The sequence below is a fragment of the Methanosarcina barkeri 3 genome, from assembly GCF_000970305.1.
GTDB lineage: Archaea > Halobacteriota > Methanosarcinia > Methanosarcinales > Methanosarcinaceae > Methanosarcina > Methanosarcina barkeri_A.
Window position 1 is genome coordinate 4,438,319 of sequence record NZ_CP009517.1, and the last position, 24,479, is coordinate 4,462,797.

Sequence of the window (24,479 nt, forward strand, 5' to 3'; positions counted from 1 at the left end):
CAATTTAGCATCATTTAAGGAGCATTTCAATGGTAAAACCTGAAAAATTCATTCCAAAGGCTATTGAAAAAATTAGCAAGGAAATAAACGGCGGGAGAGCAATTATTGCACTTTCGGGCGGCGTGGACAGTTCTGTTTGTGCGGAACTGGCTTACAGGGCTATAGGCGACAGGCTGCAGCCGATCTATATTGATACGGGGCTTATGAGAAAAGGAGAAACCGAGAGAATAAAGCATATTTTCTCCCACATGAATCTGGATGTGGTATATGCAAAGGATAAGTTCCTTGCAGCCCTGAAAGGTATAACTGACCCTGAGGAGAAAAGAAAGGCTATAGGAGAGACCTTTATCCGGGTCTTTGAAGAAGAGGCAAGGAAACTTGCAGCCGATTATCTCATCCAGGGCACTATTTATCCTGACAGGATCGAGTCAGAAGGCGGAATAAAATCCCACCATAATGTTGGAGGGCTTCCAAGTGTAATGGACTTCAAGAAGATCGTTGAACCCATCGAAGATCTGTATAAAGATGAGGTTAGGGAAGTTGCCTGGGCACTCCAGTTACCTGATGAGATCTGTGAAAGGATGCCTTTCCCGGGACCTGGCCTGGCTGTAAGGATTCTTGGGGAAGTTACAGAGGAGAAACTTGAGGTTGTACGAGAAGCAAACTCTATAGTTGAAGAAGAACTTCTTGACAGGTTCTGTCCCTGGCAGACTTTCGCTGCTGTACTTGGCAAGGGAACAGGCGTAAAGGGAGATATCCGGGCTTACGGATGGATTGTAGCTGTAAGAGCCGTAGGCTCCAGAGACGGCATGACTGCAGAAGCGCTCGAACTCCCCTGGGATGTTCTCAAAAAGCTGGAGTCCAGAATCACCTCTGAAATCCCGAAAGTAGCCAGGGTGGTTTACGATATCACACCCAAGCCGCCTGCAACTATTGAGTTTGAATAAATAAAAGGATTCCCGAAATCCTTGAAAATATGGGATTTTGGGAAATTTTTTGTTTTTTAATTCACTTTAAGTGCATTCTTTAGAAAAATCAAATTTTGGGGTTAATTTTGATTTTGATTTCGTTCTCTGTATCGAGCATAACCATAAAACGGGCTTGAGATGTGAAAAGGAAGTACATCTGAGGGCAGTAACCCATTATTGTTCATTTTACCATCTGACTTTAACATCAGTATATAAATACAGATCATTGTGATTTTGTAGAACTTATTGACTTCATGAACAATATCAGGAAAAACTTGACTTTGAGAAGATTCTTCATGATACTGCTCTTCGAAAGCTGATGTCCAGAAGTCCTTGGAGAAAATGCCTCGATCACATCAATCAGTATACTGGGTTTGCGGTTTCTTATGCAAATCGTTATTACTCTCGAAGAATAGTCTAAATATTGACAAAAATTTTGTAGAAACTATTTGCATCAAATTAAGAATTTCTATATAGCCTGGTTAATAAGAGACTACATTAACTGAGGTGTTGAAAATGAGAATCATAGATGGAATAGAAAAAAGTTTTGATAAGATGTTAGGTAAAAAAGATAAAATTATTTATAACCTGTTCTATCTAATTCGTGAAGGGGATAACGCTTTTTTTGCTACAGATGATAGTACATATATAATTGGACAAGGCAACGAACTTGCTCCTTTGTGGTTGTGGTTAAAGCAAATACCAAACGAAAACGTAGAAAAAGAAATATGCGATATTATTAAAAGCAGACTGGTACTGAATCAAAACTTGCAATTGAACGCCTATGAAGAATATGCCAAGAAAATTCTGGACAGCATTTCTAAGGAAACGGGACTTGAGTATTGTGTTAGTATGCCATTGATTGCATATGCCTGTAATCAGGTAATAAGCAGAGATAAAATAAGCGGACAAGTCGTTATGCCTAAAGAGGAACATAAGGAAATAATGGCCAGGTTTATAATTGAAATGGCATCCGATGCAGAAAAAATTACTAATGAAGAAATTAATGCAAACGGCTTTGCCAATGCAATGGCAAATTCTAATAGATTATTTTTATGGGAAGATGGTGGTAAGATTGTTTCAATGGCAATGATTGCTCACAAAACAAAAGAATACGCAAGAATAAACACCGTATTCACAGAACGTGAACAGAGAGGAAAAGGATATGCTGGGATGCTTTTAGGTAAAATAAGTGAAAAACTATTAGATGAAAATATAATTCCTATGTTGTATGCAGATGTAAGGAATCCTGCTTCAAATGCTGCATATCAAAAGATAGGATTTGTAAAGTATGGTGAAGTAACAGAATATGTATTTAGTGAAAACAGATATTAACTTGTATAACCCTGGTTTCATGTTATGGATATTTTACGTATATGTCAAGCGAAGGTTTCTAACTCCATTTTGAGTATAATATTTTGACAATCAAGTGAAACCATGATAAAATTGACAATGAGAATAAATATCCTACGAAAAATCACAGTGATTATACTGTGAGATACTACTTAAAAACAAATTTGAGTAATAGCGAGTTCTAAACCCATGACTCTGAACAAAGAAGTATTGGAAATCCGGCAGCGGATTAAAGTTAGACCTTCTCCTACCAATGAACCTGCAGCAAGCTGGACAGGAGTCGACCTGGTAAATGGAACTCAGGTGAAGACTTTAACTGTGATCTTCAAGAGCGCAGGGTGCCGCTGGGGAAAAGCGGGAGGGTGTACTATGTGCGGTTATGTCTATGACTGTGCAAGTGAACCTCCAACTCTGGAGGACTACAAGGCCCAGCTTGCAAGAGCAATGAAGAAAGCTGAAAAATTCCCTGAGTTTATGGTCAAAATTTTCACCTCAGGCAGTTTTCTTGACGAGCAGGAGGTTCCTTCTGAGGCAAGGGACACAATCCTCAAAACTCTTGCAGACGATCCGAAGGTAGTTAAGGTACTTGCGGAAACCCGCCCTAACTTCGTAACCGAAGAGAATGTGCAAGAGTGTCTCAAGATCTTGAAAAACAAACCCTTTGAGCTGGCTTTCGGACTGGAGACAAGCTCTGACAGGATCCGTAGAGACTCTATTAATAAAGGTTTTACCTTCAGGGACTTTGTCCGTGCCTCAGAAATCGCAAAAAAAAATGGGGCAACCGTTAAAGCCTATCTGATGCTAAAACCTCTCTTTCTCTCCGAACGTCAGGCAATTGAGGATATCGTCCGTTCCATAGATGATGCAGCCCCTTACGCTGACACAGTATCGATCAACCTCTGCAATGTCCAGAAAGGCACCCTTGTCGAAGCTCTCTGGGAAAAAGGACAGTATCGCCCTCCCTGGCTCTGGAGCATTGTAGAAATCCTGCAAAGAGCAAAAGCCACCCATCCTGAACTTCCTCTTATGTCCGATCCGGTGGGTGCAGGCTCAAAACGCGGTCCTCACAACTGTAAAACCTGCAGCTCGGATGTTGCAGACTCTCTCAGGACTTTCTCACTTACTCAGAATCCTGAAGACCTCAGCAAAGCAGACTGTGAATGCAAAGAACTCTGGAGGAAAGTCCTGGAACTTGACGACTTTACCTATGGAGCACCCATTTTAGACTAAGAACCGCAAAAGACCATTTTTTGTTTGAATTTTTATTTGAACTGAGTGGGAATATGGTACCTGGCCATCATGAGAAGGTCGGCATACTTCCCATCCTTAATTATTGCGTACTTCTTCGTCCCCTCGATTTCAAAGCCAAAAGACTGGTAAAGACTGATAGCTTTTTCATTATCTGCAGTAACATCAAGCTCAATTCTTACCAGCATAAGCCAGTTATCTGCAAGGTCAAGAATCTTTTCCATCAAGTTTTTCCCAATACCCTGTCCCTGGTATTCCGTCCTTACCATAATCCCAAGAAAAGATGAATGTCTCTGTCTGACGCTCTTTAAAAGATGTATCCCTGCCATTCCTACAACTTTTCCTTCAAGTTCGGATACCAGTATATGGTCATCACTACCCATACTCCTCAGGAATCCTTCTGTAAACTCAACAGTTTCTGTAGGAAGGGCAAGGGTGTGTGCCCTAACCTCCTCTTGCCTTCGCATCTCATTGATATCCTGAGCATCACTTAACCTGACAGGCCTGATAAGTAGATTCATAATTACCTCTTAAATTGTTTTATTAAAACTGACCAAAAACTAGAAGTAGTTATAAAGCTGCCAGCTCGTTTATAGTCGATCTTTTGGCTTTTCCAAATTGCAAACCATAGTTCCGATTCCCTGATCAGTAAAAAGTTCAAGAAGCATGGAGTGAGAAACACTTCCGTTTATGATATGAGCTCTGTCAACCCCGTTTTGTACTGCAACTGCTGCGCCTTTGAGTTTTGGGATCATACCTCCCTGTATGATGCCTTCAGCGATAAGGTGATCGATTTCGTCCAGAGTTACACGAGATATGTGGCTTTCGGGATCATTTATATTTCTAAGCAGCCCTGAGACATCAGTCATCAGAATTAGCTTTTTAGCATGCAAAGCTGCGGCAATATCACCTGCCACTATATCGGCGTTAATGTTCAGGGCATTGCCTTTAGCATCCACAGCAATAGGAGAAATGACCGGAATATATCCGTTTTCAAGCACGATATGGAGGACATCAGGATTAATTACCTCACACTCTCCGACCCAGCCGATATCAACCTCAGTCTCAACACCGTCAACTACTACCTTCTTTGCAGCCTGTTTATGACCAAGGATCATTCTTCCATCGTGACCGTTAAGCCCAATACCTTTTCCTCCGCAAACCCCAATAAGAGATACAATTTTGGTATTGATATTTCCGACAAGCACCATCCTGGCAATCTCCATTGTCTCGTCGTCTGTAATACGTAAGCCCTGGAAAAACTCAGCTTTCTTGCCCATCCGCTCCATTTTTTCCGTAATCTCAGGCCCACCGCCGTGCACAATAACGGGTTTGATTCCCACATAGCGCAGGAGCACAACATCTTTTATAATGTCCTCCATGATTTGGGAGCTTACCATTGCATTTCCGCCTACTTTAATAACCATAATTGAGTTATAGAACTCCTGCATATAAGGCAAGGCTTCAATGAGCACATTCTCTCTTTTTAGTTCCATGATGTAGGAATCAGAAAATCTATTTTTAAACTTATCGTTAAAGATTCTGATGAGAGCTAGATGATAATATTTAAAATAAGGGCAAGGTTATTAATTTTGAGAAAGCATTGGAAATAAGCCAGCCCGGATTGTATTAAAATTAAAGACCAGTCCAGGCTAATCCCTTATCTGGATATTAAAGAAAAAGAAAGAACCCTATTTTCAGGGCATATGAAAGAAATTATGTTTGTCAGATTTATTCGATTTATTCGATCTTTTCTATTTTTTCTTTCTTGACAAAAGGTTTGCTGATTTTCTCAGGCATCCAGTCAGGCCTATTTTTAGGGGCTTCGACAAGTTCCTTCCATGCCTTGAAAACGTGCACCTTCTTTGTCCCGCGTTCTCTGAGGCGGATAGTATCCGGATTGGATTTAGTCCCGGTGCCCCGGTTTGCAGCTTTTAAGGCAGCCTGCCGAGGCTGTTTTCCTGTGAAAACGCCGTGCTCATTGCCTTCTTCGTCTCGTAAAACAAAATTTCTTGTGTTGGACATAAAGGTCACCTCGCAAATGAATTGCTAGACACTGATTACGTTTTAAAGTATATAAAATCTTTCTTCAGGATGTTGCCTGTAGTTATTGGTTTATGCGAAATTGGCTTAAATTTACGAGGAATATATAAACTAAATTTTCCAATAGTGTTGGTAAAATGGGAAATATTTAAATAATTATATCTTGTTAGAAATGCAGTCCACAATATTTTTCAGGAAACGATTCTTGGGCGATTCTGAAACTTAGGTTCTGTTGTAAATTTCGAAAAAACCCTCAAAAAGCACAAACTTTACATGCTATAACTTCTTATGATCATTATATTTTTCCAAGTGGAATAAAATTACATGTTTATCATGATTCATTTTACAAAATCAAACACTCATCTTTTCATGGATCTGGTTAATTATGGAACATTGCACTTTCAACCTCCCGGACGTCCAGGCCAGCAGACCTAACATAGCCATAAACCTTACTCGTGTTGGGGTAACAAACGTAAAAAAACTTGTTGAAATCAAACGAAAAGACAAACGTCCAGTCGTACTGATTTCTACTTTTGATGTTTTTGTTGACCTGCCCTCCGATCGAAAAGGAGCCAATCTTTCACGAAATTTTGAAGCTGTAGATGAGGTACTGGAAAAGATACTTAGCATGCCCGTATACGAAATTGAGCAGCTTTGCAGTGATATCGCACACAACTTGCTTGGCAGGCATGAATACGCCAATCAGGCTGAAGTCCGTATGACAAGCGAATATATGATCAGGCGTGCATCCCCAGCCACCGGGATTAAGTGCCAGGAAGTCGTAAATATCTTTGCTGAAGCATCAGCTGTAAGAGGACAGGCCAATGATGACTATTTTGATGTAAAGAAGCTGATCGGCGCTGAAGTTGTAGGGATGACAGCCTGCCCCTGTGCTCAGGAGATTATGCGAGATAAAGCTGCAAATGAGCTTTCCGAACTTGGAGTCGATGAAGAAACGATTATAAAGTTCTTGGAAAAGGTTCCCATGGCTACCCACAACCAGCGAGGAAGAGGAATTATATCAATCAAGGTGGCACATGATTTTGATGTTTCCCTTGAAAGCATTATCAACATTATTGATAGCTCCATGAGTTCCAGCGTATATGAAGTCTTGAAACGTTCAGATGAAAAAGTCGTAGTGGAAACTGCGCATATGAACCCGAAATTTGTAGAAGACTGTGTAAGAACCATGGCAGATAATATAGTAAAAGAGTTCCCGAACCTTCCTGATAATGCAGTAATCACCATCAAACAAACCAATGAGGAAAGTATTCACAGACACAACGCTTATGCTGAAAGAGTTGCCCTGATGGGAGACCTCAGGTCAGAGATTAATCAATATTAAAAATAGAAAAGTACGAAATAAACCAGTTTTAGATTTTTTGAATCCTGGAAGTCTCTGGAAAAATTATGATACATAGAGACTTCCAAAAGTATAATCCAAAACACTTTCCACATAGTTTTTTGATATTACCTTTCTACAAAGTGTTTATAGAGACTCCATAAGGGCTAACCCACATAAACTTTATTAGATGGCCTGGACAACCTATAAGCAATAAAATTACAAGAAGAGACTTTTGCAGGGCCTGAAATCCCAGCGTCCTGGAAGCCTTCGAGGTGAGAGCATGGTTGATGCTGAACTAATCACAGCAGTAGGGCGAAATAAAAAACCCATTAAAGCGGGAGATGCCGTCAAATACGTAAACAGTGATACGGTCAGCCGCGTAACTGCGATAAAAAAGGACGAGCAAGGAAAGGTATGGGTTCTGCTCGAAAGTACCGGGCTCTGGTACAGGGAAGAAACCCTGGAGCCAACTGAGCTTAAAGCTAAAGAAAAGAAAGAAGAAAGGGAATTCACTGCTGAGGAACTGGAAGAAAGATTCAGAAAAGAGAGAGAAACAATGCAGGGCTTCAACCTAGAAAAAGCCGGTGGTGGAGGAGCAGGAGGTTAATTCCTCTTGCCGCACTTAAAAATCTTCTCTTTTAATATTTCGATTTTTTCCACATAATAAATATTTTGAGGTTTTTTCTTTATTTTGAGATTGTTTTTATATTTTGAGGTGTTATTTTTCCGTGTTTTGAGGTTTTTTTTTCTGTGTTTCGAGGTCGTTTTTCTGTAATATGAAGTTATTTTTCGATAATATGAGGTTATTTTTCGACAATATGAGGTTATTTTTCCTGTATTTTTACTCTTTGTGCAAGAATACATTTTCCATTGTGCCTGCCGCCTAGAGGATTTTGCGGCGAGCCAAGAGAATTCATACATCGAGCCATCACGGCTGCTCCTCTGGCAAGCCCGTCATCTACGAAGACTACTCTCTCATCTATTTTCGAAGCAATATTCAACTCTTCCAGGCATTTCAGGATCAGTTTAGGTTTGTTTCCTGTAATCCCTGCTCTACCGGTGATCCCTATAGTTGTATCCTCAAAAACAAGTTTTACTTCTTTTGCAACCCTGATCAACCTGCAAACCACGCCTGCCATAACCTCATCAATGACAGCATAGACAACCTGAAGTCCGTGGGTCTTACAGATTTCCATACCTATAGCACTAAGCTTGCCCATGTCGGATCCGTTTACACCCACATCGCAACCTATGAGTGTTACGCCTATCTGCTCAGCTGCATCCGGCCTTACAGGCACGCTTCCATATCTGGTTCTATCCCTTGGGACTTGTTCTATAACAATAAGCTCATGAATACGCTTTGTATATGCCTCAATCGCTTTAGCCTTCATCTTTAAAGTAAGGAAAGAAGGCGGTTTCTCTTTTTCAAAAACCTCGAGAGCAGTTCCTACTTTTGAGTCCACAATCTTCGAACCCCGGATAATTGCGTCAGGAATTGCACCGGCATAGCCGCAAAAGTTACCAATTGTTTTTGCATAGGGTTGGTCTGAATTTGTGACCCTGCCATCAAGAGTTGTCCCGAAATCTATTGAGATACAAGGATTCCTGAAATCAACATCTGTAAGTTTGGCTGCTTCTTTAATCCCTGCGGTTGCAAGCTCCCCTTCCATCTCGTTTGCAACGATTTCAACGCCAGTAGAACCTATTGGAGGTAGTACACCAGCTACTGCCCCATCAAAAATTACCTTTTCCAGTTTACTGTATTTCTGGAATTTTTTAGAAATATTTGAAATGGACATTGGTGGGGTCATATTCTTTGGAGGAACTCCTGCCATCAGACAGCCATCTGCTAGAGCTTTAATAAACTCACCCACTTCTTCCGGAGAATCAAAACCTGCAACAACTCCAGTAGAACGAACCACAAAGTCAAGATCTGTTTTTATGTCCAGACTTGCTTTGTCCATAGATTCGGTCAGGGTGCCACTTACCAGTTGTGCAACGGATTCACGAGTAAGTTCCACACCTGTAAGTGTCCTTCCAAATACGGCTTCTCCAGGTTTAGGTGGGCGGACGTCTCTGGTCATCCGTACAACCTTATTTATAATATGAGTCCTTCCAGTCTCCATACTGGTAGCTGTGAGAATGCATTTGGTTGTGGTGTTTCCAACCTCTACTGAAGCTACAATAAAGAAAGGTTTTGACTTAAGGTCAATCAAACGAACATGAGGGGATTCTGTAATTCTGGGTTTTAGAGCCATTTTTTTCCTTCCTAAAAATCTGTGCATAAACTCGATTTAGTGCAAATCATTGTGTGGACTTGATCTGAAAATAATACTGACTTATTTTTGAAGATTATTCAAACCTGATAAAAATCAGCCAGAATAATTTATGTTTTTAATACTTAGAAAGCCAGTATTTTAACTCAGATTAATTGGAAAAAGTATTTACTTCTCTACTTATCTAACATTGCAAAAAGATTAACAGGAACGGATTGTCAAAGTTGATTGTCAAAGTTTAAAGAAAGTATTCATTAAAACCTATAATAACTTTTGCTAAGTACTGTAAATTAGTAATATTATTACATCGGGAGCGTGAAGAATCATGAATACCCCTCTATCAATCCTATTCTACGCTACCAGGAAGTAATCTATATTTCAAAAATAGTTCACTAAAGTTTAAATGAAGTAAATAATCTGAGTAATTCCAGAAATTACTTTTGTGGTTTCTAAATGAGCTTTTATTGAGCTTCACCTTGTTTATAAACATTGTCTAACAAATTCCTCTGGCATTAAAGTTCGTTTTACTGTTTCTTCAATTGATAATCCTTTACTCAAGAACCTTTTAACTACGCTTTCCATGGGTTCGCCAACCTCAACAATGTGCATATCAGGATCATAGAATCTTATAACCCGCTGTCCCCAGGGCTGCTCTTTTAGCTCGTGCACATACGTAACGGAGTTCATACCTTTCAGTTTTTGAAGAAAACTGTCTAAATCGTCTTCTTCAAAATACAGTTCAGCATTATTTGATTTTTGAACGATATCGTTTTTGTTTATGCCTATTAAACCTGAAAAGTGTGATTTCAAGTGTATGGCAAAGCCGTCCGCAAATGATACGTTCTCACCGAAATCGCACTGGACTTTTTGATTAAGGACATTTTCGTAAAAACTTCTGGAAGCCTCTATATCATTAACAACAATAAGTGGGCATATAAATCTCATTTTTATTTTCTCCTTTTGTAATTTCGACGCTTATTAATTACTTCAGCGACTATTAATCATAGCCTAACAGGCTGAAAGTATTTTTCTCATAAGAATCAAGTAAAATTTCCAGAAGAAATTAAATTCCCAAACGAAAAAAAGAAAATATTATTACAAAGTTAAATAGGCAATACTATTTCGGGTTAAAAACTTTAATTCTCAACAAAACACTTTAGTAAAAATATGGAAATTAAAAGTTGCTCGCAAAGCAAGCAACTATGCTGGTCCTGTAACAAGAACTGATCTTAAAAAGATAATTATCTCAATCCTGTAACAAAAACTGATCTAAAGAGATAATTATCTCAGAATAGGCATGTTTTAATAGGTTGAATAGTTACAAAAATTATTTACTTTCTTCTATATTTCCTGCATTTTTCCACAAATTTGTCTACAGGGAAAGTAGCAGGATGAGAATGCATATAACCTGCCAGGGTGTTGTGTTCGATGAGGCCGTCAAAACCGCCCTGTATACCTTTTCCACGCAGCATCTCATATGCGAATTTTGCATCGCGATCACATTCTGTGAGAGAGTAGTGGAATTCGTGGCCTCTTATGTTGTGAGAAGAGAAGTTTTTGTCCAGAGGACGAGCTTCAGTATATCCGAGGGCTTTAAGCCGGTTTGTCATATGTGTGTTTGCAGGTACGACGTCTGCGAGTTTATACGTCCTGTTATCTATCTCATATGTACCGCAGAGGTAAAGAAGACCCCCACACTCTGCATAGATAGGCAAACCATCAGCTGCAAGGCCCTTGAGTTTTCTGGTCGTTTCTGACTTTTCAAGGATTTCTGCGTAAAGTTCAGGGTAGCCGCCTCCAAGGTAAATTCCGTCCACATCCGGAAGCTCTCCTGCCATAGGACTAAAAAATTCTACCTCAGCTCCATAATCCTTAAAAGCATCGAACATATCCTGGTAATAAAAACAAAAAGCCGGGTCCATGGCAACCCCTATCCTGAGATCTGCCTCAGGCCTCCGGATATCCCTGAATTCCGGAACTGAAATGGACTCAGCAAGTTCGAGCACTGCGTCAAGGTTAACGTTTTCCTCAATAAAAGCCGCCATTTCCTCAGTATTATAATCCTTTTCATGGGCCATGTAAAGCCCTAGATGTCTGGAGGGGACCTCGATATCTTTTCTTCTTGGAATCATACCTACTATAGGGATGTCACCCGGAAGTGAATTTTTTACAAGTTCCGCATGCCTTGGGCTGCCTACCTGATTCAGGATAACGCCTGCAACCCTTACATCAGGATCAAACTCGGAATACCCTTTAAGGAGGGCAGCTGCGCTTCTGGACATACCATGTACATTGATTACCAGAATTACAGGTAGATTAAGGATTTTTGCAACATGTGCGGAACTTGCAATTTCTGTAGAATCGATTCCGTCAAAGAGTCCCATAACTCCTTCTACTACCACAATATCCGCATCTGCAGCAGTCCGAGCTACAGTCTGACCGACTCCGTCAGTGCCCATTATGTATGTGTCCAGGTTTCTTGAGGGGCGCCCGCAAATTGCAGTGTGATGAGAAGGATCGATATAATCAGGCCCTACTTTGTAAGGCTGAACCTTTAGCTGCCTGTGTTTAAGGGCAGCCATGATACCCATGGAGACTGTCGTTTTTCCGACCCCACTATGGGTTCCTGCAATAAGTATTCCTTTTGTCATCTGCTGGATATTGTTGCCGTTAAAATATATTAAAGCTATTAATCCATCTGCTTTAAGCACTTTGTAGTTGTTTTCAGGAAAAATGAGTCAAGAGAAAAAAGTCAAAAAGTCCAGGTGAGTATGTTAATTCACATTGAAATATTATTTTTTAGATAATCCGGAAATTCCGGTGTTGGCATCCATGCACATAATCTTAAGTTAAGGGTTATATACTCTAAGGAAAGAACAGTTTAATTCCGGAAAATATAGATAAAAGAGGCTTTGACCTTTTTGAGTTGAGTAAGTTATAAGTTGAATAAATTATGAACTGAATATTATGAACTGAATATTATGAACTGAATATTATGAACTGAATATTATGAACTGAATATTATGAACTGAATATTATGAACTGAATAAATTATAAACTGAATAAATTATAAATTGAATAAGATATAGATAATTATAGTACTCATTTATATAGTTAAAATTAAATAATTAGTTCCAGTTTTTGGTTCCAAATTCAATAATCGTATACCCATATTAGTATAATCAATTCATATTACCTTAAACATCCGGCCCGTATCAGTATACTTATTCAGTCAATATCAGTATCTTTATTCAATTGAACCAGTAAGACATTCCGGACCCTTTCTCAGATGCAAATTTATTTGAAATCATGCACTATAGACATGACCCGTTTATAGACGATTTCATAGATAGTTTTAGAGATCTTCACAAAAATCGTCTCACAGATAGTTTCTGAGATAGTTTCTGAGATGAAATTTTTGTCCTGAAAGTAATGAAAAATAGCCAGGCCTGAGTAGCTAATTGATAAAGAATTGCATACCGAATATTTAATAGGGGATTTTAACCAGCCATGAAGAAGAAAAATCCAGAAAAAGCTCCTGAAATTAGGGAAGAAAACTCAAAAAAGATTCTTGAGGATTCTTATGGACGAAGGGTGACAGGACTCAGGATATCAATAACTGATAGGTGCAACCTTTCATGCATGTACTGCCATAACGAAGGTGCAGATTGCTGTGCTCGCGGCCCGGTGGGAAATGAAATGAAACCCGAGTTAATCTGTGGAATTGTCAGAGAAGCTGCAAAGTTCGGGGTAAATAAAATAAAATTCTCAGGGGGAGAACCGCTTTTTCGAAAGGATTTTGAAGAAATTCTTTCCTGCCTTCCTCCGTTAAAAGAAGTTTCTGCGACCACTAATGGAATCCTACTTGAAAAACGTGCAAGAACCCTTAAAGCTGCCGGCCTTGATAGGGTAAATGTAAGCCTGGATTCTCTTATTCCTGAAAAATACGAAAGGATTACCGGAGCTTCCCCTGGCTCACTTGAGAAAGTTATCAGAGGAATTGACAGCGCAGTTGAAGCTGGGCTGACTCCTGTGAAGCTGAATATGGTACTCCTTAAAGGCATAAACGATGACGAAATCGATTCTATGATGGAGTTTGTCCGGCCTTATAAAGGAATGGTCATCCTGCAACTCATCGAGCTTATGGACATTGATCCCAGGCTTTCGAAGTATATGATTGACTCGAAAGCTCTTGAAAAAAGTCTGGCTGAGAGGGCAAGTGAAGTTAAGGTAAGGCACTTGCATCATCGAAGAAAGTACATTATCGACGGTGTAGAGGTTGAATTCGTTCGGCCCATGGACAACTCGGAGTTTTGCGCCTACTGCAGCAGGCTCAGGATTACAGCAGACGGAAAGTTCAAGCCCTGCTTGCTGGTAAATGACAACCTTGTGGATGTCATGGGAGCAAAAAGCTCTGAAGAGATAGAAAAGCTGCTTAAGCTTGCAGTAAGCCGAAGGAAGCCATATTGCATGCCTGTTAGTACTCTTGAACAAGAAGAAAAGACTTAAAGAGAAAACAGACTCAGAGATGAATGTAATAACGTGGAGGAAAAATGAAGATTGAACTTTTAGTAGATGAGAGAAAAATCCAGATGAATGATTTTGTCCAGAAAATCATAGTAAATGTAATTAAGGCAATGGTGGAGACATTACATACTATCGACAGCGAATGGAAGGAAATTTCCATTCATATCGAAAAAGATAAACTGAAAGAGTAAAAAGGACTTTTTTGGACAAAAGTAAGTTAATGTCTCTCAGAAACCAAAATTCCCTCTTTTCCTTTTTCATTTCGGGTAAATTTTGAATCTTCTGTTGTTTTATAGTTCAGACTAATTTTTGGAACCTTCAGCCATTTGAGGTTCCAAGTAAATCTTCAAATAGGAGTAACGCAACCAGAAACATCTGGAGATATTTAGAGATATCTTTCGATTTCTGAGAAATCTATCCTGGCAGTTGAATCCAGGGAAATAGGAGTTATTGAGACGTGTCCTTTCTGCATAATGGCGTGCACGTCAGTTCCTTCTTCTTCCTCCCGGATAAGGTCGCCTGCAATCCAGTAATAGGGCCTGCCTCTTGGGTCACGCCTTTCCTCGACATCCGTTTTAAAGATTTTTCGTGCAAGACGGGTTATCTCTAAAGGAGTATCCTCTTCAGCATGATAGGGAATGTTTATGTTAAGAAGATCTACGTTTTCAGGCATACCATACTTCAGGATATTTCGAGCAACTCTGTTTACTACTTTTATACCAACTTCAAAACGCTCTCTATGGTAGTTCCTGGGGTCATCGAATTTCTGTCCTTCATCAAGCACCTGCATGGAGGCGGCAATTGCAGGCACTCCGTAGCTTGCAGCTTCAAGTGCTCCTCCTATTGTTCCTGAGGTAGTGATAGTATCCGTGCTGATATTTTCTCCGATGTTAAAACCGGAAAGCACCAGGTCAGGCAGCTCCTTGAGGATCGTGAAGATGCCCAGAATTACAGCATCCGTAGGAGTTCCTCCCACAGAGTAAGCAGGTATACCTCCTGAATTAGTTTTCGTGATTCGAAGGGGTTCAAAGATAGAGATCGAACGCCCGACTCCGCTCTGCTGGACAGCAGGAGCCGAAATTGTAACTTCCCCGAGGTCCGAAACGCTGTCAAAAGCGGCTTTCAGACCTGTGGAGTATACACCATCATCATTGGTAACAAGAATTTTTGGAGCCATGAGTTTTCTCATAAGTTGCCGGATAATTTAAAATTAATGGAAAGGCCGCATGGAATAAAATCCAGAAGAAATAATTCGATTCGAACATTAATATAATAATAAGAACAATATATATGAAGCAATATAATTTACGATAAAAATCTATTCGGGGAGTGGTATTAATGGCGGAAACACAGGAAATAGCAACAGATGTGCATGTAATGGACAGGACCGCAAACCCTACACCGCTTGGATTTACTGGCCTCGGCCTGTCAGCCGTTCTACTGAGCCTGAGCTATATAGGTATTTACCCTGTAGACTCAATGATCGTTTCCATGGCAATGTTCCTCGGGGGTTTTGCTGAGGTCTTTGCCGGCATCATGGCCTGGAAAAAAGGGAGTGTTTTTGGAGGCACGGCATTTTGTGCATTCGGGCTTTTCTGGTTTTCTCTTGCAAGCCTTCTTCTACTGCCGGCAGCGGGACTTATCGAAGCCCCAACTCCAATATCCATTGCAGCATACCTTTTCATCTGGGGAGTGTATACCTTCGTACTGTTAATAGCAACTCTGAAGCTAGGCAGCAAAGCGATAATGTTCACATTCGTGACCCTTTTCTTGTTGTTCATGTTACTGGCTATCGTAAATGCTACGGAAAACGCAGGCCTGCTCGTCATAGCTGGCTATGTAGGCCTTATTGTAGGCTTTGCAGCCCTGTACACTGCCCTTGCGATAGTACTGAATGACGCATACGGAAGGACGGTCGCTCCAGTATGAAGAAAGAGTAAAGAAATAAACGAACACTTAAACAAAAACTTAAACGAAAATTTAACAGAAAAATGAACTATGGGAATTTACCGATAAACCCTGATAAGACAAGTATATTCGGATTATTGCTCAAGTTTAAAAGATGATATTTTATTTGTAACTTTAGCAACTAATTCCCATAGAAATTTATTAACAGAGAAATCATCAATAATATTAAAAATTTTATTTTAGACTGCCTGGATTATTTGCATAGTATTAGTTGCATAGTATTAGTTGCATAGTATTAGTTGCATATAATTTTCAATTATTCTCCAGCACCAAAGGCAGCTTTAAGTTTATGTTCTTCTTCTTTGGAAAGGGAAGTACGCACTACTTTTGGATTAAACGTAGCGAGCTGATCAAGGACCTTGTCCTCAGTCCACTTTGAAATCAACAGAAAAAGAGCAGATCCTCCTGGCTCGATGGTTTCAGCAACTTCATGGATGAAGTCGTCGTTTATTCCGTAATCGGTCAATTTCCCTGCAATTGCACCTGTGATGGCACCAACTGCCATTCCGAGCCAGGGCATCCAGAAAAGCAGTCCTATTAGCATACCCCAGAAAGCTCCACCTACAGTACCTGTACCTACAAGGTCTACAGCCTGCTTGACCTTGACCTTGCCATCATGATTGCGAACAACGATTGCGGCATCATCGAGGGTGATTAATTGCTCTTTTTTAAGCCGGTTAATGGCTTCATCCATTTCAGATGCACCTTTCTCGTTCGGAAATGCAAAAACTATTAGCTCACTCATAATTCAGGAATCTCCTTTTAGTTTTTAGCTTATACAAAAAACATGAGCTTGATAGCCTTAGTTTAAGAGTAGTAAATTACCATTCTTAGATCCAACAGAAAACAGCTTACCAGAGGAAACAAAAGCCTCGATAACGTTCTATGAAGTTTTTATCTATTAACGATAACATAAACTCAGAGCTAAGGACTTTGCTATTTCTACTTACAACCCTGGATAACCTTCGGTTCACTGACCCATATCCCTCCTTCTGAAAACGCAGGTTTCCCTGTTTGGCTATCGCAGAAGTTATAGTATAATAATTGCAGTATATTATATATGTTTTACGTACTTAATAAATAATCTTGGAGAATATTAAAAATAAGATGACAAAAATATGTTAGGAATAATATTTTAAAGAGTTTTTATGACTTGATAGGTTCTTTATGACCTGATAGTAGTTCTTTGATACCTGATAAGTTCTTTATGACTTGATAGCAATTCTAGCAGTTTTTTGAAACCTGAAAGAAATTCTCTGAGACCTGAAAGAAATTCTTTAACCAGATGACATTTGAAACCGGTGAGGTATCAAACAAGGGCACTAAATAAGTCATCTGGTGTTTGAATATAGCTGGAGGACTAGATAATTAGTACCAATCCTCCTTTCAGAATAGGCATATGCAATTAACAAGCAAAGCCTAATAGCCCAAACTTGAAAAGCGATGTGCTTTTGCGGTCCGGGTTTTATGTTTGAGATTTCTTGTTGAGTTACATGAGTTCAGATCATGCTAGGCAATGGCAATCTTCCTCTTAATTTTAGATAATCACTGCCACCTCCCCACCGGGAGCTCCCCAACTTTGACCCGGAAATCGTTTTTCTGGTGGCAAGCAGTTTTTCGTATCCGAAAGGAATTAGCCTACCTGTGAAACTGAGTTAATAGATTAAACTCCGAACACGGTTTTCACGGTGTACACATAGAGGTGGTGAACACCTATGGCAAACATCATGACTCTTACGACCAGAAACTCCAGATTATGGAGCCAGTGAGTCGTTTCTATAAGCTTTTCCGAATGTAAAACTCTTTTTTCCTTTACGGATCTTACGATTTCTTTTAAACTCTTTGATAGCATTTTGTTAAACCCCACTCATAATGTATTCTATCTAATATTGTCTCAAAGCATTCCTGTTAGAAATTACTCTGAGTACGTACCCTATAAAATCCAACGAGATCTCAAACAGGCACTTTATGTTCAAAAGTACCCTGCATAGCATACACTATCCGACGTTATCTCAAAGAGGCATCTTCATGTCGAAAATGCATTATTTACCCCACCGACTCTAGCTTTAGAAGCTTGTGATATTAAAAGTTGTTGACCCTGTATGAGATAATTTTATATGAACACGTAAATAATATTCAGATGCCCTGATTAACATTTTAGTCGATGGACATGAGATAAAGCCTGAGCATTAATTACGAGAAGGGTCAAATTATAAATTCAAGTTGGATTATCTAACCCAAATATCGAGAAAATAAGGCAATAAAAAGTGTTCCTAAGTCTATTTCCTGCGCCCTACAAAACAGGATAGAGCGAAAAAAATCCATATCAGACAAAAGAAAAGGAATAAACGGCAGTTCCCAGAATCAAAAATCAAAAACATGGATTAGCAAAGAAATCAGGATATTGAACTTTCCAAGTCTTTAAGAATCTCAGAAATTTGATCTTTTAAAGGAGGTAAATTGCTACTAACCGTCCTCCATACAACATTGAGATCCACACCAAAGTAGGAATGTATTAGCTTGTCACGTGTTCTTGCCATCTCTTTCCAGGGGACGGAAGGATAATTTGTTTTTATGTTAGGGGAAACGTTTTTTGCAGCTTCCCCTATGATTTCCAGAGCCCTAACCACAGCAAAAACTCTCATATCATCTTCTATAAATTCCTCAAAAGAGATGTCTCGGGTGAAATATTCTATTTTCTCTATGGCATCAATGATATCTGATAAATAATCTCGAAATTCTGTTTTTTCATTCATACTGCTACAACTTCCTCAAGGATATGCTTCCCAATAGCAGATTTCAGGGCAGATTTCATCACAAGATCCACTTTCACACCAAGAATTTCACTGAGGTAATCCTCAAGTTGAATGTACTCAAAAAAACCGGGAGCTTCATCAAACTCAACCAGAATATCAAGATCACTCTCAGGCTTTTGTTCCCCGCGAATATAAGAACCAAAAATCCCGAGATAACTAACTTTATACTTCCTGGAAATTTCCGGCAGATGATGACGCAAAATAGCCCTGAATCGAACAGCATCTCTGGAGGAGGCAATAGAACTGTCTTCTGCCATAATAAGTACTCGACTTCAATCTTTAAATATTTGTCTTGAAACCGATATAAGGTGTAAAAGATCAAAAAATTAAAAATCGGGCAGCAATAATAGTCGTCTTAAACCTGTATTATCCCACGCCCGACACGGTTGAATATAAAAACCCTGATAAGTGAGAAATTAGAAAAGTACTCAAAACGACAAAAAAGACTAAAAGAGAATCAAATATTTCCGTTTTTGGAATAGATCTTATTTAATTCTTCTTTAGATAAAGGACATCGAATCAGGTCATCAAACTGTTGATGTGATAACTTAAGTTGATTTCTCATTTTGCTTAATAGCTTGTCACCATATTCATCTTTTCCGTGGCTTATAAAAGTATGAATTCCTGTTTTGGTTCCATCGACATAATATGTGTACAATTTGTGATGAGAATTTTGAAGCTGAAACCCCTTTTTAGATAAAGAAGACTCAATGTCTTTTACTTTATATTTAGACATTTTGAGCACCTACAATTGAAATTAACATCTCCCTCAGATCTTTGCCGCTTGGTGCCAACTCTTCCTCATCGACAAGTACATATTCTTGCCACAGAACGTTAAGCTGTCCTCTGAGTTCCTCAATCAAAAGCTTCATTTTTGGTTGAACAGCCAGAAGCCCTAGGTCATCGTTTGAAGCTATATAACAATCATCCTCAAACTCAATGTCAATTGGAACTTCTTCCTTCAATTTCACTTCAATCTCATCTCTTTTAATTGAGGTAAGATAATATTGTGGATTTCTTTCAATAGATGCTTCACTGTCAATACTTAAAACAAACTTGCCTTTAAAAGGCTTCATTACACCACGTATGGTAACAATGCTTCCAATAGTATCTTTGATATCATCTTCGATATCCGCAGTGAAATTACAATCAATTGGCCCTTCTGGAGTGTCGATTTGAATTCTTCTGTTTTTATCGACCCTCAGTTCATAAACCCTTCCAAAAACTTCTTTTTCATATTCTTCAACAGGTTTGTGCAACATGGATTGTATTACTTCTTTTTGTTCTGGATTTAGTTTTTCTTCAACTTTCCCTGAAAAACCGAAAGTTAGACTTCTTTTCGACTGCGGGTCAGGCCACATTAAATAGAACTCTTTCAAAACTTTGTTTAACCTATGAGGGTCTTTAATTATTTCACCCAATTCTTCTTTTGAAACATCTTTGTGGGAAAGAGCTTCAATTAACTCGTTTGTTGCACAAATTGCCCTCTCACCTAATGTTCCCAACTCTGTTATACCAACTTGAGAGTCGCCTATTTGCATTTCGGCGTGAACACTACCCATCTCTATATTCGTTACAAAAAGGGTACATGAATCTTTGATAACCTGCGGAAAATCCCCTTTCGGACGGCTTGGATTTCCATAAAAATAGTCACCCAGATGGAAAATAATGTTTTGGATGTGTTGTATAGCACTAACCATTTCGATTGCAGGTATTTTTTCTTCTCCGTTGATTGAAAATGATAATTTCCGTTCCTCGAAAGCCTTGACCATGCAACCTACCTCATAATCCTGAATTTTAAAGGCATATATTAGTTTTTTGATATAAGGGTTTTATGTAAAAATCATGATGCGAGAGTGGGGAGCTTACTGATGAATCCTTCATGGACAAAGAGGTAGTCTTTCAAGAGTTTCGAGAAAACTTCTACGCTGTAATTGAATTTAAACAAAGTGGCATCGCGGATTATTAGGTAGTAGGGCTCGGAGAGAATTCCTTGGAGAGATATGAGGCATTTTGTTGAGAGTTCAAGTTTGAGATTCAGGTTTTGCATTAACAATTCTTTGTTGTTCGTTTCCTTAAAAGTAACTGAACCTCCTGAAATTACGGTCTCATCATTACATTCGTTAAAGTTACCAAGAATAAACCTAGAGTCACCCAACCTAAAAACCCTTCAAACATAACCCATTTTCTGAAATTATCTTTAGGATACCAGTCACCGTATCCAACTGTAGTAAAGGTTACCATACTGAAATAAAAGCTATCCCAGAAGGTTACTTTTTGGTTCGAATCATTATTGTCCGATAATCTAGAAATACCAGGATTTGGCCAATCAATTTTAGGAATCAAGCTTAATAGAGTTTTAATTATCGATTTTTGAGCGCTCTCCGCATTTTTTCTATTACGCCAAGAAGCAATAGGAAAACCTAGATAAATAAAAGAGAATAACAAAACGATTAAACCACCTAAGTGAAACGAACGAAATGGTTTTACACCATATCCACAGGTAAACCACATTAGTATATCGCACCATTTTGAACCTTCTTTAGAAAAAGGAGTCCATGATTTTTCTGCTTGGCAGCATTTTCTATATTGGTAGTAGGCAGCGTCTGCATCTTCGAACTGTTCAAGGCTTCGGAAGTTTTGTATTAACTTTACATAGGTTGGTCCATCAAAAACAAGTGAGTTCTCAAGCGAATTCCAACTAACCCGCATTTCTTTGAAATCAGTACCATTTAATGTAACTTCATTAAATAGAGTGCCTGAGAAATCGACAGCGTCATCAAAATTTGCCCATTGAAAGTAGGAAGTATTGCTAAAACTAACTTCCTCAAAAAAGGCAGAATCGTCAAAAGCAGAATAAGAAAAAGAAGCAGAATCGCCAAAAGTAGAATACCGAAAATTGGCATAATCGCCGAAAGTAGCAAAAACGAAAGCAGCAGAATCGCCAAAAGTAGAGTACGTAAAGTCGGTATAATCACCAAAGGTAGATTTCATAAAATTGGCAGAATCGCCAAAAATAGAATGCTGAAAAGAGGCAGAATCGCCAAAAGTAGCTAGAGAAAAATTGGCAGAACTACCAAAAGTGGAAGAAGAGAAATAGGCAGAATTACCAAATATAGATTTCATAAAATTGGCAGAATTACCAAAAGTGGCAAAAGAAAAATAAGCATAATCACCAAAGGTAGATCCCATAAAATTTGCATAATCACCAAAAGTAGTAAAAGAAAAATCTGCAAAACTATCAAAATTACATTCCCCAAAAACAGCAGAGTCACCAAAGGTAGTAGTTCTGAAATTAGCTGCTGAAGAACAATTTACGTTAACAAAGGAAAAAGATTTAGTAAATAGGCAGTTTGAGAAATCTAGATTATTTTCAAAAATCGAGTTATGTATTATGATGTTGCTTTTAATAACTTTTATATTTTTAGGTTCCAAAAACCCTTCACTGTAGCAGTATCCAGATTTTAATGATTCATTATACTTTAATTCATTATATTTTGGAGTCGGAACATTTTCAAGCTTAATTTCATTTAAATTGAACTCTCCAATTATACGGCAATTTGTAAGGTTTACATCTTCTCCTTTTTCAATTTGATTTAAAATTTTACTGGCCTGGATTTCTCTATATTCATCTGCCAGACAGACCATTGGCATGAAAGTAAGCACGAAAAATGATAACAAAGTCCAGAAAAACAATTTTTGGCATTTCATTTGACACATTTTTTGGTATTTTACCTATTAAATTTTGTGAAATTACTCATATTGAAATTTCAAGAATTATGGAAAATTTTTTGTCTCGGCTTTTTGCAGTATTATTGATTTCTTGATCTGTACCTATAATCATATATAAATCCCAATCTGCCTCCAAGCAGTGCAAATTTAATATAATGAATGCCGTTATCCATCTAGTATTTCGGACGAGTCAAAGCTTTACAATTATCTGATATTCCCCAATCAATTTCACGAGGATTTATAATATGGACAAATACGAGAAGGTATTCGAGCTGGCTAAACGCCGGGGGTTCTTGTGGAACTCTTTTGAGCTGTATGGCGGAAGCCGCGGATTTTATGATTACGGGCCTCTTGGGAGCACGCTGAAGAGGCGGATTGAGCAGACCTGGAGAGAGTTTTATGTGATCCAGGAAGGGTTTATGGAAATCGAGTGCCCGACAATCGGGATTGAGGAAGTCTTTATCGCGTCCGGGCATGTTGGAGGTTTTTCAGACCCATTGTGCGAGTGCATGAACTGTAAAGAGGCATTCCGAGCTGATCACCTTGTACAAAACGTCATGGAAGCTGCAGGGACCTTGAGTGCAGAAGAGCTCACAAAGGTTATAAAAGAAAATGAAATTCGATGCCCGGAATGCGGTGGAGAATTCGGCGATGCTTACGAATTTAATCTGATGTTCAAAACCACAATCGGACCAGGGACTGGAAGGCAGGGATACCTCAGGCCGGAAACAGCGCAGGGTATGTTTGTAGATTTCCAGAGGCTGTCCCGGTTCTACAGAGACAAGCTGCCTTTTGGGGCTGTGCAGATCGGGAAATCTTACAGGAACGAGATCGCGCCCAGGCAGGGTGTAATCCGGCTCAGAGAATTTACACAGGCCGAGTGCGAAATTTTCGTTGACCCTCGCAACAAGAAGCACCCCAACTTTGAGCGCTTTGCAGACAAAGAACTTGTACTTTATTCCCAGAAGGCACAGGAGAAAGGCGAATCTTTCAGGATGACTGTAAGGGAAGCCGTGAAAGCTGGAGTCATTGCACACGAAGTCCTGGGCTACAATATCGCACTTACTAACGAGTTCTTGACAAAAGTTGGAATTGACCCTGCAAAACTAAGGTTCAGACAGCACCTAACCGATGAGATGGCGCATTACGCAATTGACTGTTGGGACGCCGAAATCGAGACCGACCGGTTCGGCTGGGTCGAAATCGTTGGAATTGCCGACAGGACGGACTACGACCTTAAAGCCCATGCAAGGGTCAGCAAGACCGAGCTTTACGTGTATGTCGAATATGATGAACCGAAAATGGTAACTCGTTTTGTTGTAAAGCCGAACATGGGAAAACTCGGACCTGTCTTTAAGGGCAAAGCAAAAGCTGTAGCAGATGCCTTAAAACAGCTTTCCGAAGAAGAGCTCTCAAAGGATAAGATTAAAGTTAACGTGGAAGGGGAAGAGTTGACAGTCGGTTCGGATGCAGTGGACTTTGCGGAAGAAACGGTTAAAGTCAGCGGAGAAAACGTCATCCCTCATGTAATCGAGCCCTCCTACGGGATAGACAGAATCTTCTACGGTATCATGGAACATGCCTATGATGAAGAAAACGTGGCTCAGAAGGTCGCCGATTCCGGGCTTAAAGGTGCAGAAGAATCTGAAAAGGAGTTCGAAGCAGGAAAGGGAGAAGGTGAAGCTGAGGGAGAAGAAGAAAACCGTCTTGTCATGCACTTCACAAGTGCGGTTGCTCCGGTACAGGTTGCAGTCCTTCCGCTTTTGACCCGAAAAGAGCTTGCAGATCCTGCAAAGGATATCATTGCAAAACTCAGGGAAAAAACCCTGCTTGTCAATTATGATGATTCCGGAACCATTGGGCGTCGCTACAGGAGAAACGACGAAATAGGAACGCCTTACTGCGTTACTGTAGATTACGATACCCTTAAAGACGGAACTGTGACTATCAGGGACAGGGACTCCATGCGTCAGATCAGGGCTCCGGCCCAGGGGATCGAGAACACACTCTATGAGCTTATTTACAGAGGTAAAGCTTTCGAATCCTCGGGCAAACCCTTTAACTTCTAAAATTAAAAAACCGGTAGTTCCTGAGCTGTGGGCTAAAAAGCCTGCAGCAAAGTTTTTAGTTTTTTACGCTTATTACAATTGCCTGAAAATTAACAATTACCTGAAACTACAATCACCTGAAATTACAATTACCT

Annotated in this window: 23 protein-coding genes; 9 read left to right on the forward strand and 14 right to left on the reverse strand. The window is 39.5% G+C overall.

Annotated elements, in window-relative coordinates; genetic code table 11:
* Positions 1 to 29: 29 nt before the first annotated feature.
* The 3 genes from guaA (at position 30) to MSBR3_RS18185 (ending at position 3,551) form a co-directional block, all read left to right on the forward strand.
* A complete protein-coding gene (guaA, locus tag MSBR3_RS18175; RefSeq protein ID WP_048109656.1) occupies positions 30 to 947 on the forward strand; it encodes a glutamine-hydrolyzing GMP synthase in 918 nt (305 codons plus the stop codon).
* A 537-nt stretch (positions 948 to 1,484) separates the two neighbouring features.
* Positions 1,485 to 2,303, forward strand: a complete 819-nt coding sequence (locus MSBR3_RS19100; RefSeq protein ID WP_052723473.1) for a GNAT family N-acetyltransferase — start codon at positions 1,485 to 1,487, stop codon at positions 2,301 to 2,303.
* Positions 2,304 to 2,510: 207 nt separating this feature from the next.
* Complete coding sequence (locus tag MSBR3_RS18185) at positions 2,511 to 3,551, forward strand: archaeosine biosynthesis radical SAM protein RaSEA (RefSeq protein ID WP_048109658.1); 1,041 nt, start codon at positions 2,511 to 2,513, stop codon at positions 3,549 to 3,551.
* A 32-nt stretch (positions 3,552 to 3,583) separates the two neighbouring features.
* Here MSBR3_RS18185 and MSBR3_RS18190 read toward each other — a convergent pair whose 3' ends face one another.
* From MSBR3_RS18190 to MSBR3_RS18200, 3 genes are all read right to left on the reverse strand, one after another.
* Positions 3,584 to 4,090, reverse strand: coding sequence for a GNAT family N-acetyltransferase (locus MSBR3_RS18190; RefSeq protein ID WP_048109660.1), 507 nt, complete (start codon positions 4,088 to 4,090; stop codon positions 3,584 to 3,586).
* Positions 4,091 to 4,159: 69 nt separating this feature from the next.
* A complete protein-coding gene (argB, locus tag MSBR3_RS18195) occupies positions 4,160 to 5,065 on the reverse strand; it encodes an acetylglutamate kinase (protein WP_048109662.1) in 906 nt (301 codons plus the stop codon).
* Between the two features lie 244 nt (positions 5,066 to 5,309).
* The gene (locus tag MSBR3_RS18200; protein WP_048109664.1) at positions 5,310 to 5,594 is read right to left on the reverse strand and encodes a non-histone chromosomal MC1 family protein; all 285 of its coding nucleotides are present in this window, start codon (positions 5,592 to 5,594) and stop codon (positions 5,310 to 5,312) included.
* A gap of 403 nt (positions 5,595 to 5,997) precedes the next feature.
* Between MSBR3_RS18200 and mptA the strand changes: the two genes are divergently transcribed.
* Positions 5,998 to 6,957, forward strand: a complete 960-nt coding sequence (gene mptA / locus MSBR3_RS18205) for a GTP cyclohydrolase MptA (protein ID WP_048109666.1) — start codon at positions 5,998 to 6,000, stop codon at positions 6,955 to 6,957.
* Between the two features lie 232 nt (positions 6,958 to 7,189).
* On the forward strand, positions 7,190 to 7,564 hold the full coding sequence (locus MSBR3_RS18210) for a DUF2098 domain-containing protein (protein ID WP_230627619.1): 375 nt from the start codon (positions 7,190 to 7,192) through the stop codon (positions 7,562 to 7,564).
* A 217-nt stretch (positions 7,565 to 7,781) separates the two neighbouring features.
* On the opposite strand, the gene MSBR3_RS18220 is transcribed toward MSBR3_RS18210, so the two are convergent.
* The 3 genes from MSBR3_RS18220 to MSBR3_RS18230 form a co-directional block, all read right to left on the reverse strand.
* Positions 7,782 to 9,215, reverse strand: coding sequence for a methanogenesis marker 14 protein (locus MSBR3_RS18220; RefSeq protein ID WP_048109669.1), 1,434 nt, complete (start codon positions 9,213 to 9,215; stop codon positions 7,782 to 7,784).
* A gap of 498 nt (positions 9,216 to 9,713) precedes the next feature.
* Complete coding sequence (locus MSBR3_RS18225) at positions 9,714 to 10,178, reverse strand: VOC family protein (protein WP_048109671.1); 465 nt, start codon at positions 10,176 to 10,178, stop codon at positions 9,714 to 9,716.
* Positions 10,179 to 10,564: 386 nt separating this feature from the next.
* A complete protein-coding gene (locus MSBR3_RS18230; RefSeq protein ID WP_048110692.1) occupies positions 10,565 to 11,884 on the reverse strand; it encodes a cobyrinate a,c-diamide synthase in 1,320 nt (439 codons plus the stop codon).
* An 859-nt stretch (positions 11,885 to 12,743) separates the two neighbouring features.
* Between MSBR3_RS18230 and moaA the strand changes: the two genes are divergently transcribed.
* Positions 12,744 to 13,742, forward strand: a complete 999-nt coding sequence (gene moaA / locus MSBR3_RS18235) for a GTP 3',8-cyclase MoaA (RefSeq protein ID WP_048109672.1) — start codon at positions 12,744 to 12,746, stop codon at positions 13,740 to 13,742.
* 44 nt (positions 13,743 to 13,786) lie between these two features.
* Complete coding sequence (locus MSBR3_RS20780) at positions 13,787 to 13,951, forward strand: hypothetical protein (RefSeq protein ID WP_170943447.1); 165 nt, start codon at positions 13,787 to 13,789, stop codon at positions 13,949 to 13,951.
* Positions 13,952 to 14,145: 194 nt separating this feature from the next.
* Here the strand turns inward: MSBR3_RS20780 and surE are convergent, their stop codons facing one another.
* Positions 14,146 to 14,949: a 5'/3'-nucleotidase SurE gene (gene surE / locus MSBR3_RS18240; protein ID WP_048109674.1), complete on the reverse strand. Its 804-nt coding sequence runs from the start codon at positions 14,947 to 14,949 to the stop codon at positions 14,146 to 14,148.
* A 149-nt stretch (positions 14,950 to 15,098) separates the two neighbouring features.
* On the opposite strand from surE, the gene MSBR3_RS18245 reads away from it, so the two are divergent.
* A complete protein-coding gene (locus MSBR3_RS18245) occupies positions 15,099 to 15,689 on the forward strand; it encodes an acetate uptake transporter (RefSeq protein WP_048109675.1) in 591 nt (196 codons plus the stop codon).
* A 295-nt stretch (positions 15,690 to 15,984) separates the two neighbouring features.
* On the opposite strand, the gene MSBR3_RS18250 is transcribed toward MSBR3_RS18245, so the two are convergent.
* From MSBR3_RS18250 to MSBR3_RS18285, 7 genes are all read right to left on the reverse strand, one after another.
* Entirely contained in the window at positions 15,985 to 16,473 is a 489-nt protein-coding gene (locus MSBR3_RS18250) for a DUF1269 domain-containing protein (RefSeq protein WP_048109677.1), read from the reverse strand.
* A gap of 918 nt (positions 16,474 to 17,391) precedes the next feature.
* Positions 17,392 to 17,580: a hypothetical protein gene (locus tag MSBR3_RS18255; protein ID WP_048109679.1), complete on the reverse strand. Its 189-nt coding sequence runs from the start codon at positions 17,578 to 17,580 to the stop codon at positions 17,392 to 17,394.
* Between the two features lie 544 nt (positions 17,581 to 18,124).
* Positions 18,125 to 18,484 (reverse strand): HepT-like ribonuclease domain-containing protein, encoded by a 360-nt coding sequence (locus MSBR3_RS18260; protein ID WP_048109681.1) that lies wholly within the window; start codon positions 18,482 to 18,484, stop codon positions 18,125 to 18,127.
* Positions 18,481 to 18,801 (reverse strand): nucleotidyltransferase family protein, encoded by a 321-nt coding sequence (locus tag MSBR3_RS18265; RefSeq protein WP_048109683.1) that lies wholly within the window; start codon positions 18,799 to 18,801, stop codon positions 18,481 to 18,483. Before MSBR3_RS18265 ends, MSBR3_RS18260 begins: the two co-directional genes overlap by 4 nt.
* Before the next feature lie 200 nt (positions 18,802 to 19,001).
* Positions 19,002 to 19,280 carry a hypothetical protein gene (locus MSBR3_RS18270; RefSeq protein ID WP_048109685.1) on the reverse strand — a complete coding sequence of 93 codons (279 nt, stop codon included), beginning with the start codon at positions 19,278 to 19,280 and terminating at the stop codon, positions 19,002 to 19,004.
* A complete protein-coding gene (locus tag MSBR3_RS18275) occupies positions 19,273 to 20,316 on the reverse strand; it encodes a hypothetical protein (RefSeq protein WP_048109686.1) in 1,044 nt (347 codons plus the stop codon). Before MSBR3_RS18275 ends, MSBR3_RS18270 begins: the two co-directional genes overlap by 8 nt.
* A 328-nt stretch (positions 20,317 to 20,644) precedes the next feature.
* Complete coding sequence (locus MSBR3_RS18285) at positions 20,645 to 22,255, reverse strand: potassium channel family protein (RefSeq protein ID WP_196296977.1); 1,611 nt, start codon at positions 22,253 to 22,255, stop codon at positions 20,645 to 20,647.
* A gap of 266 nt (positions 22,256 to 22,521) precedes the next feature.
* On the opposite strand from MSBR3_RS18285, the gene glyS reads away from it, so the two are divergent.
* Positions 22,522 to 24,345 carry a glycine--tRNA ligase gene (glyS, locus tag MSBR3_RS18290; RefSeq protein WP_048109689.1) on the forward strand — a complete coding sequence of 608 codons (1,824 nt, stop codon included), beginning with the start codon at positions 22,522 to 22,524 and terminating at the stop codon, positions 24,343 to 24,345.
* The last annotated feature ends 134 nt before the right edge of the window (positions 24,346 to 24,479 follow it).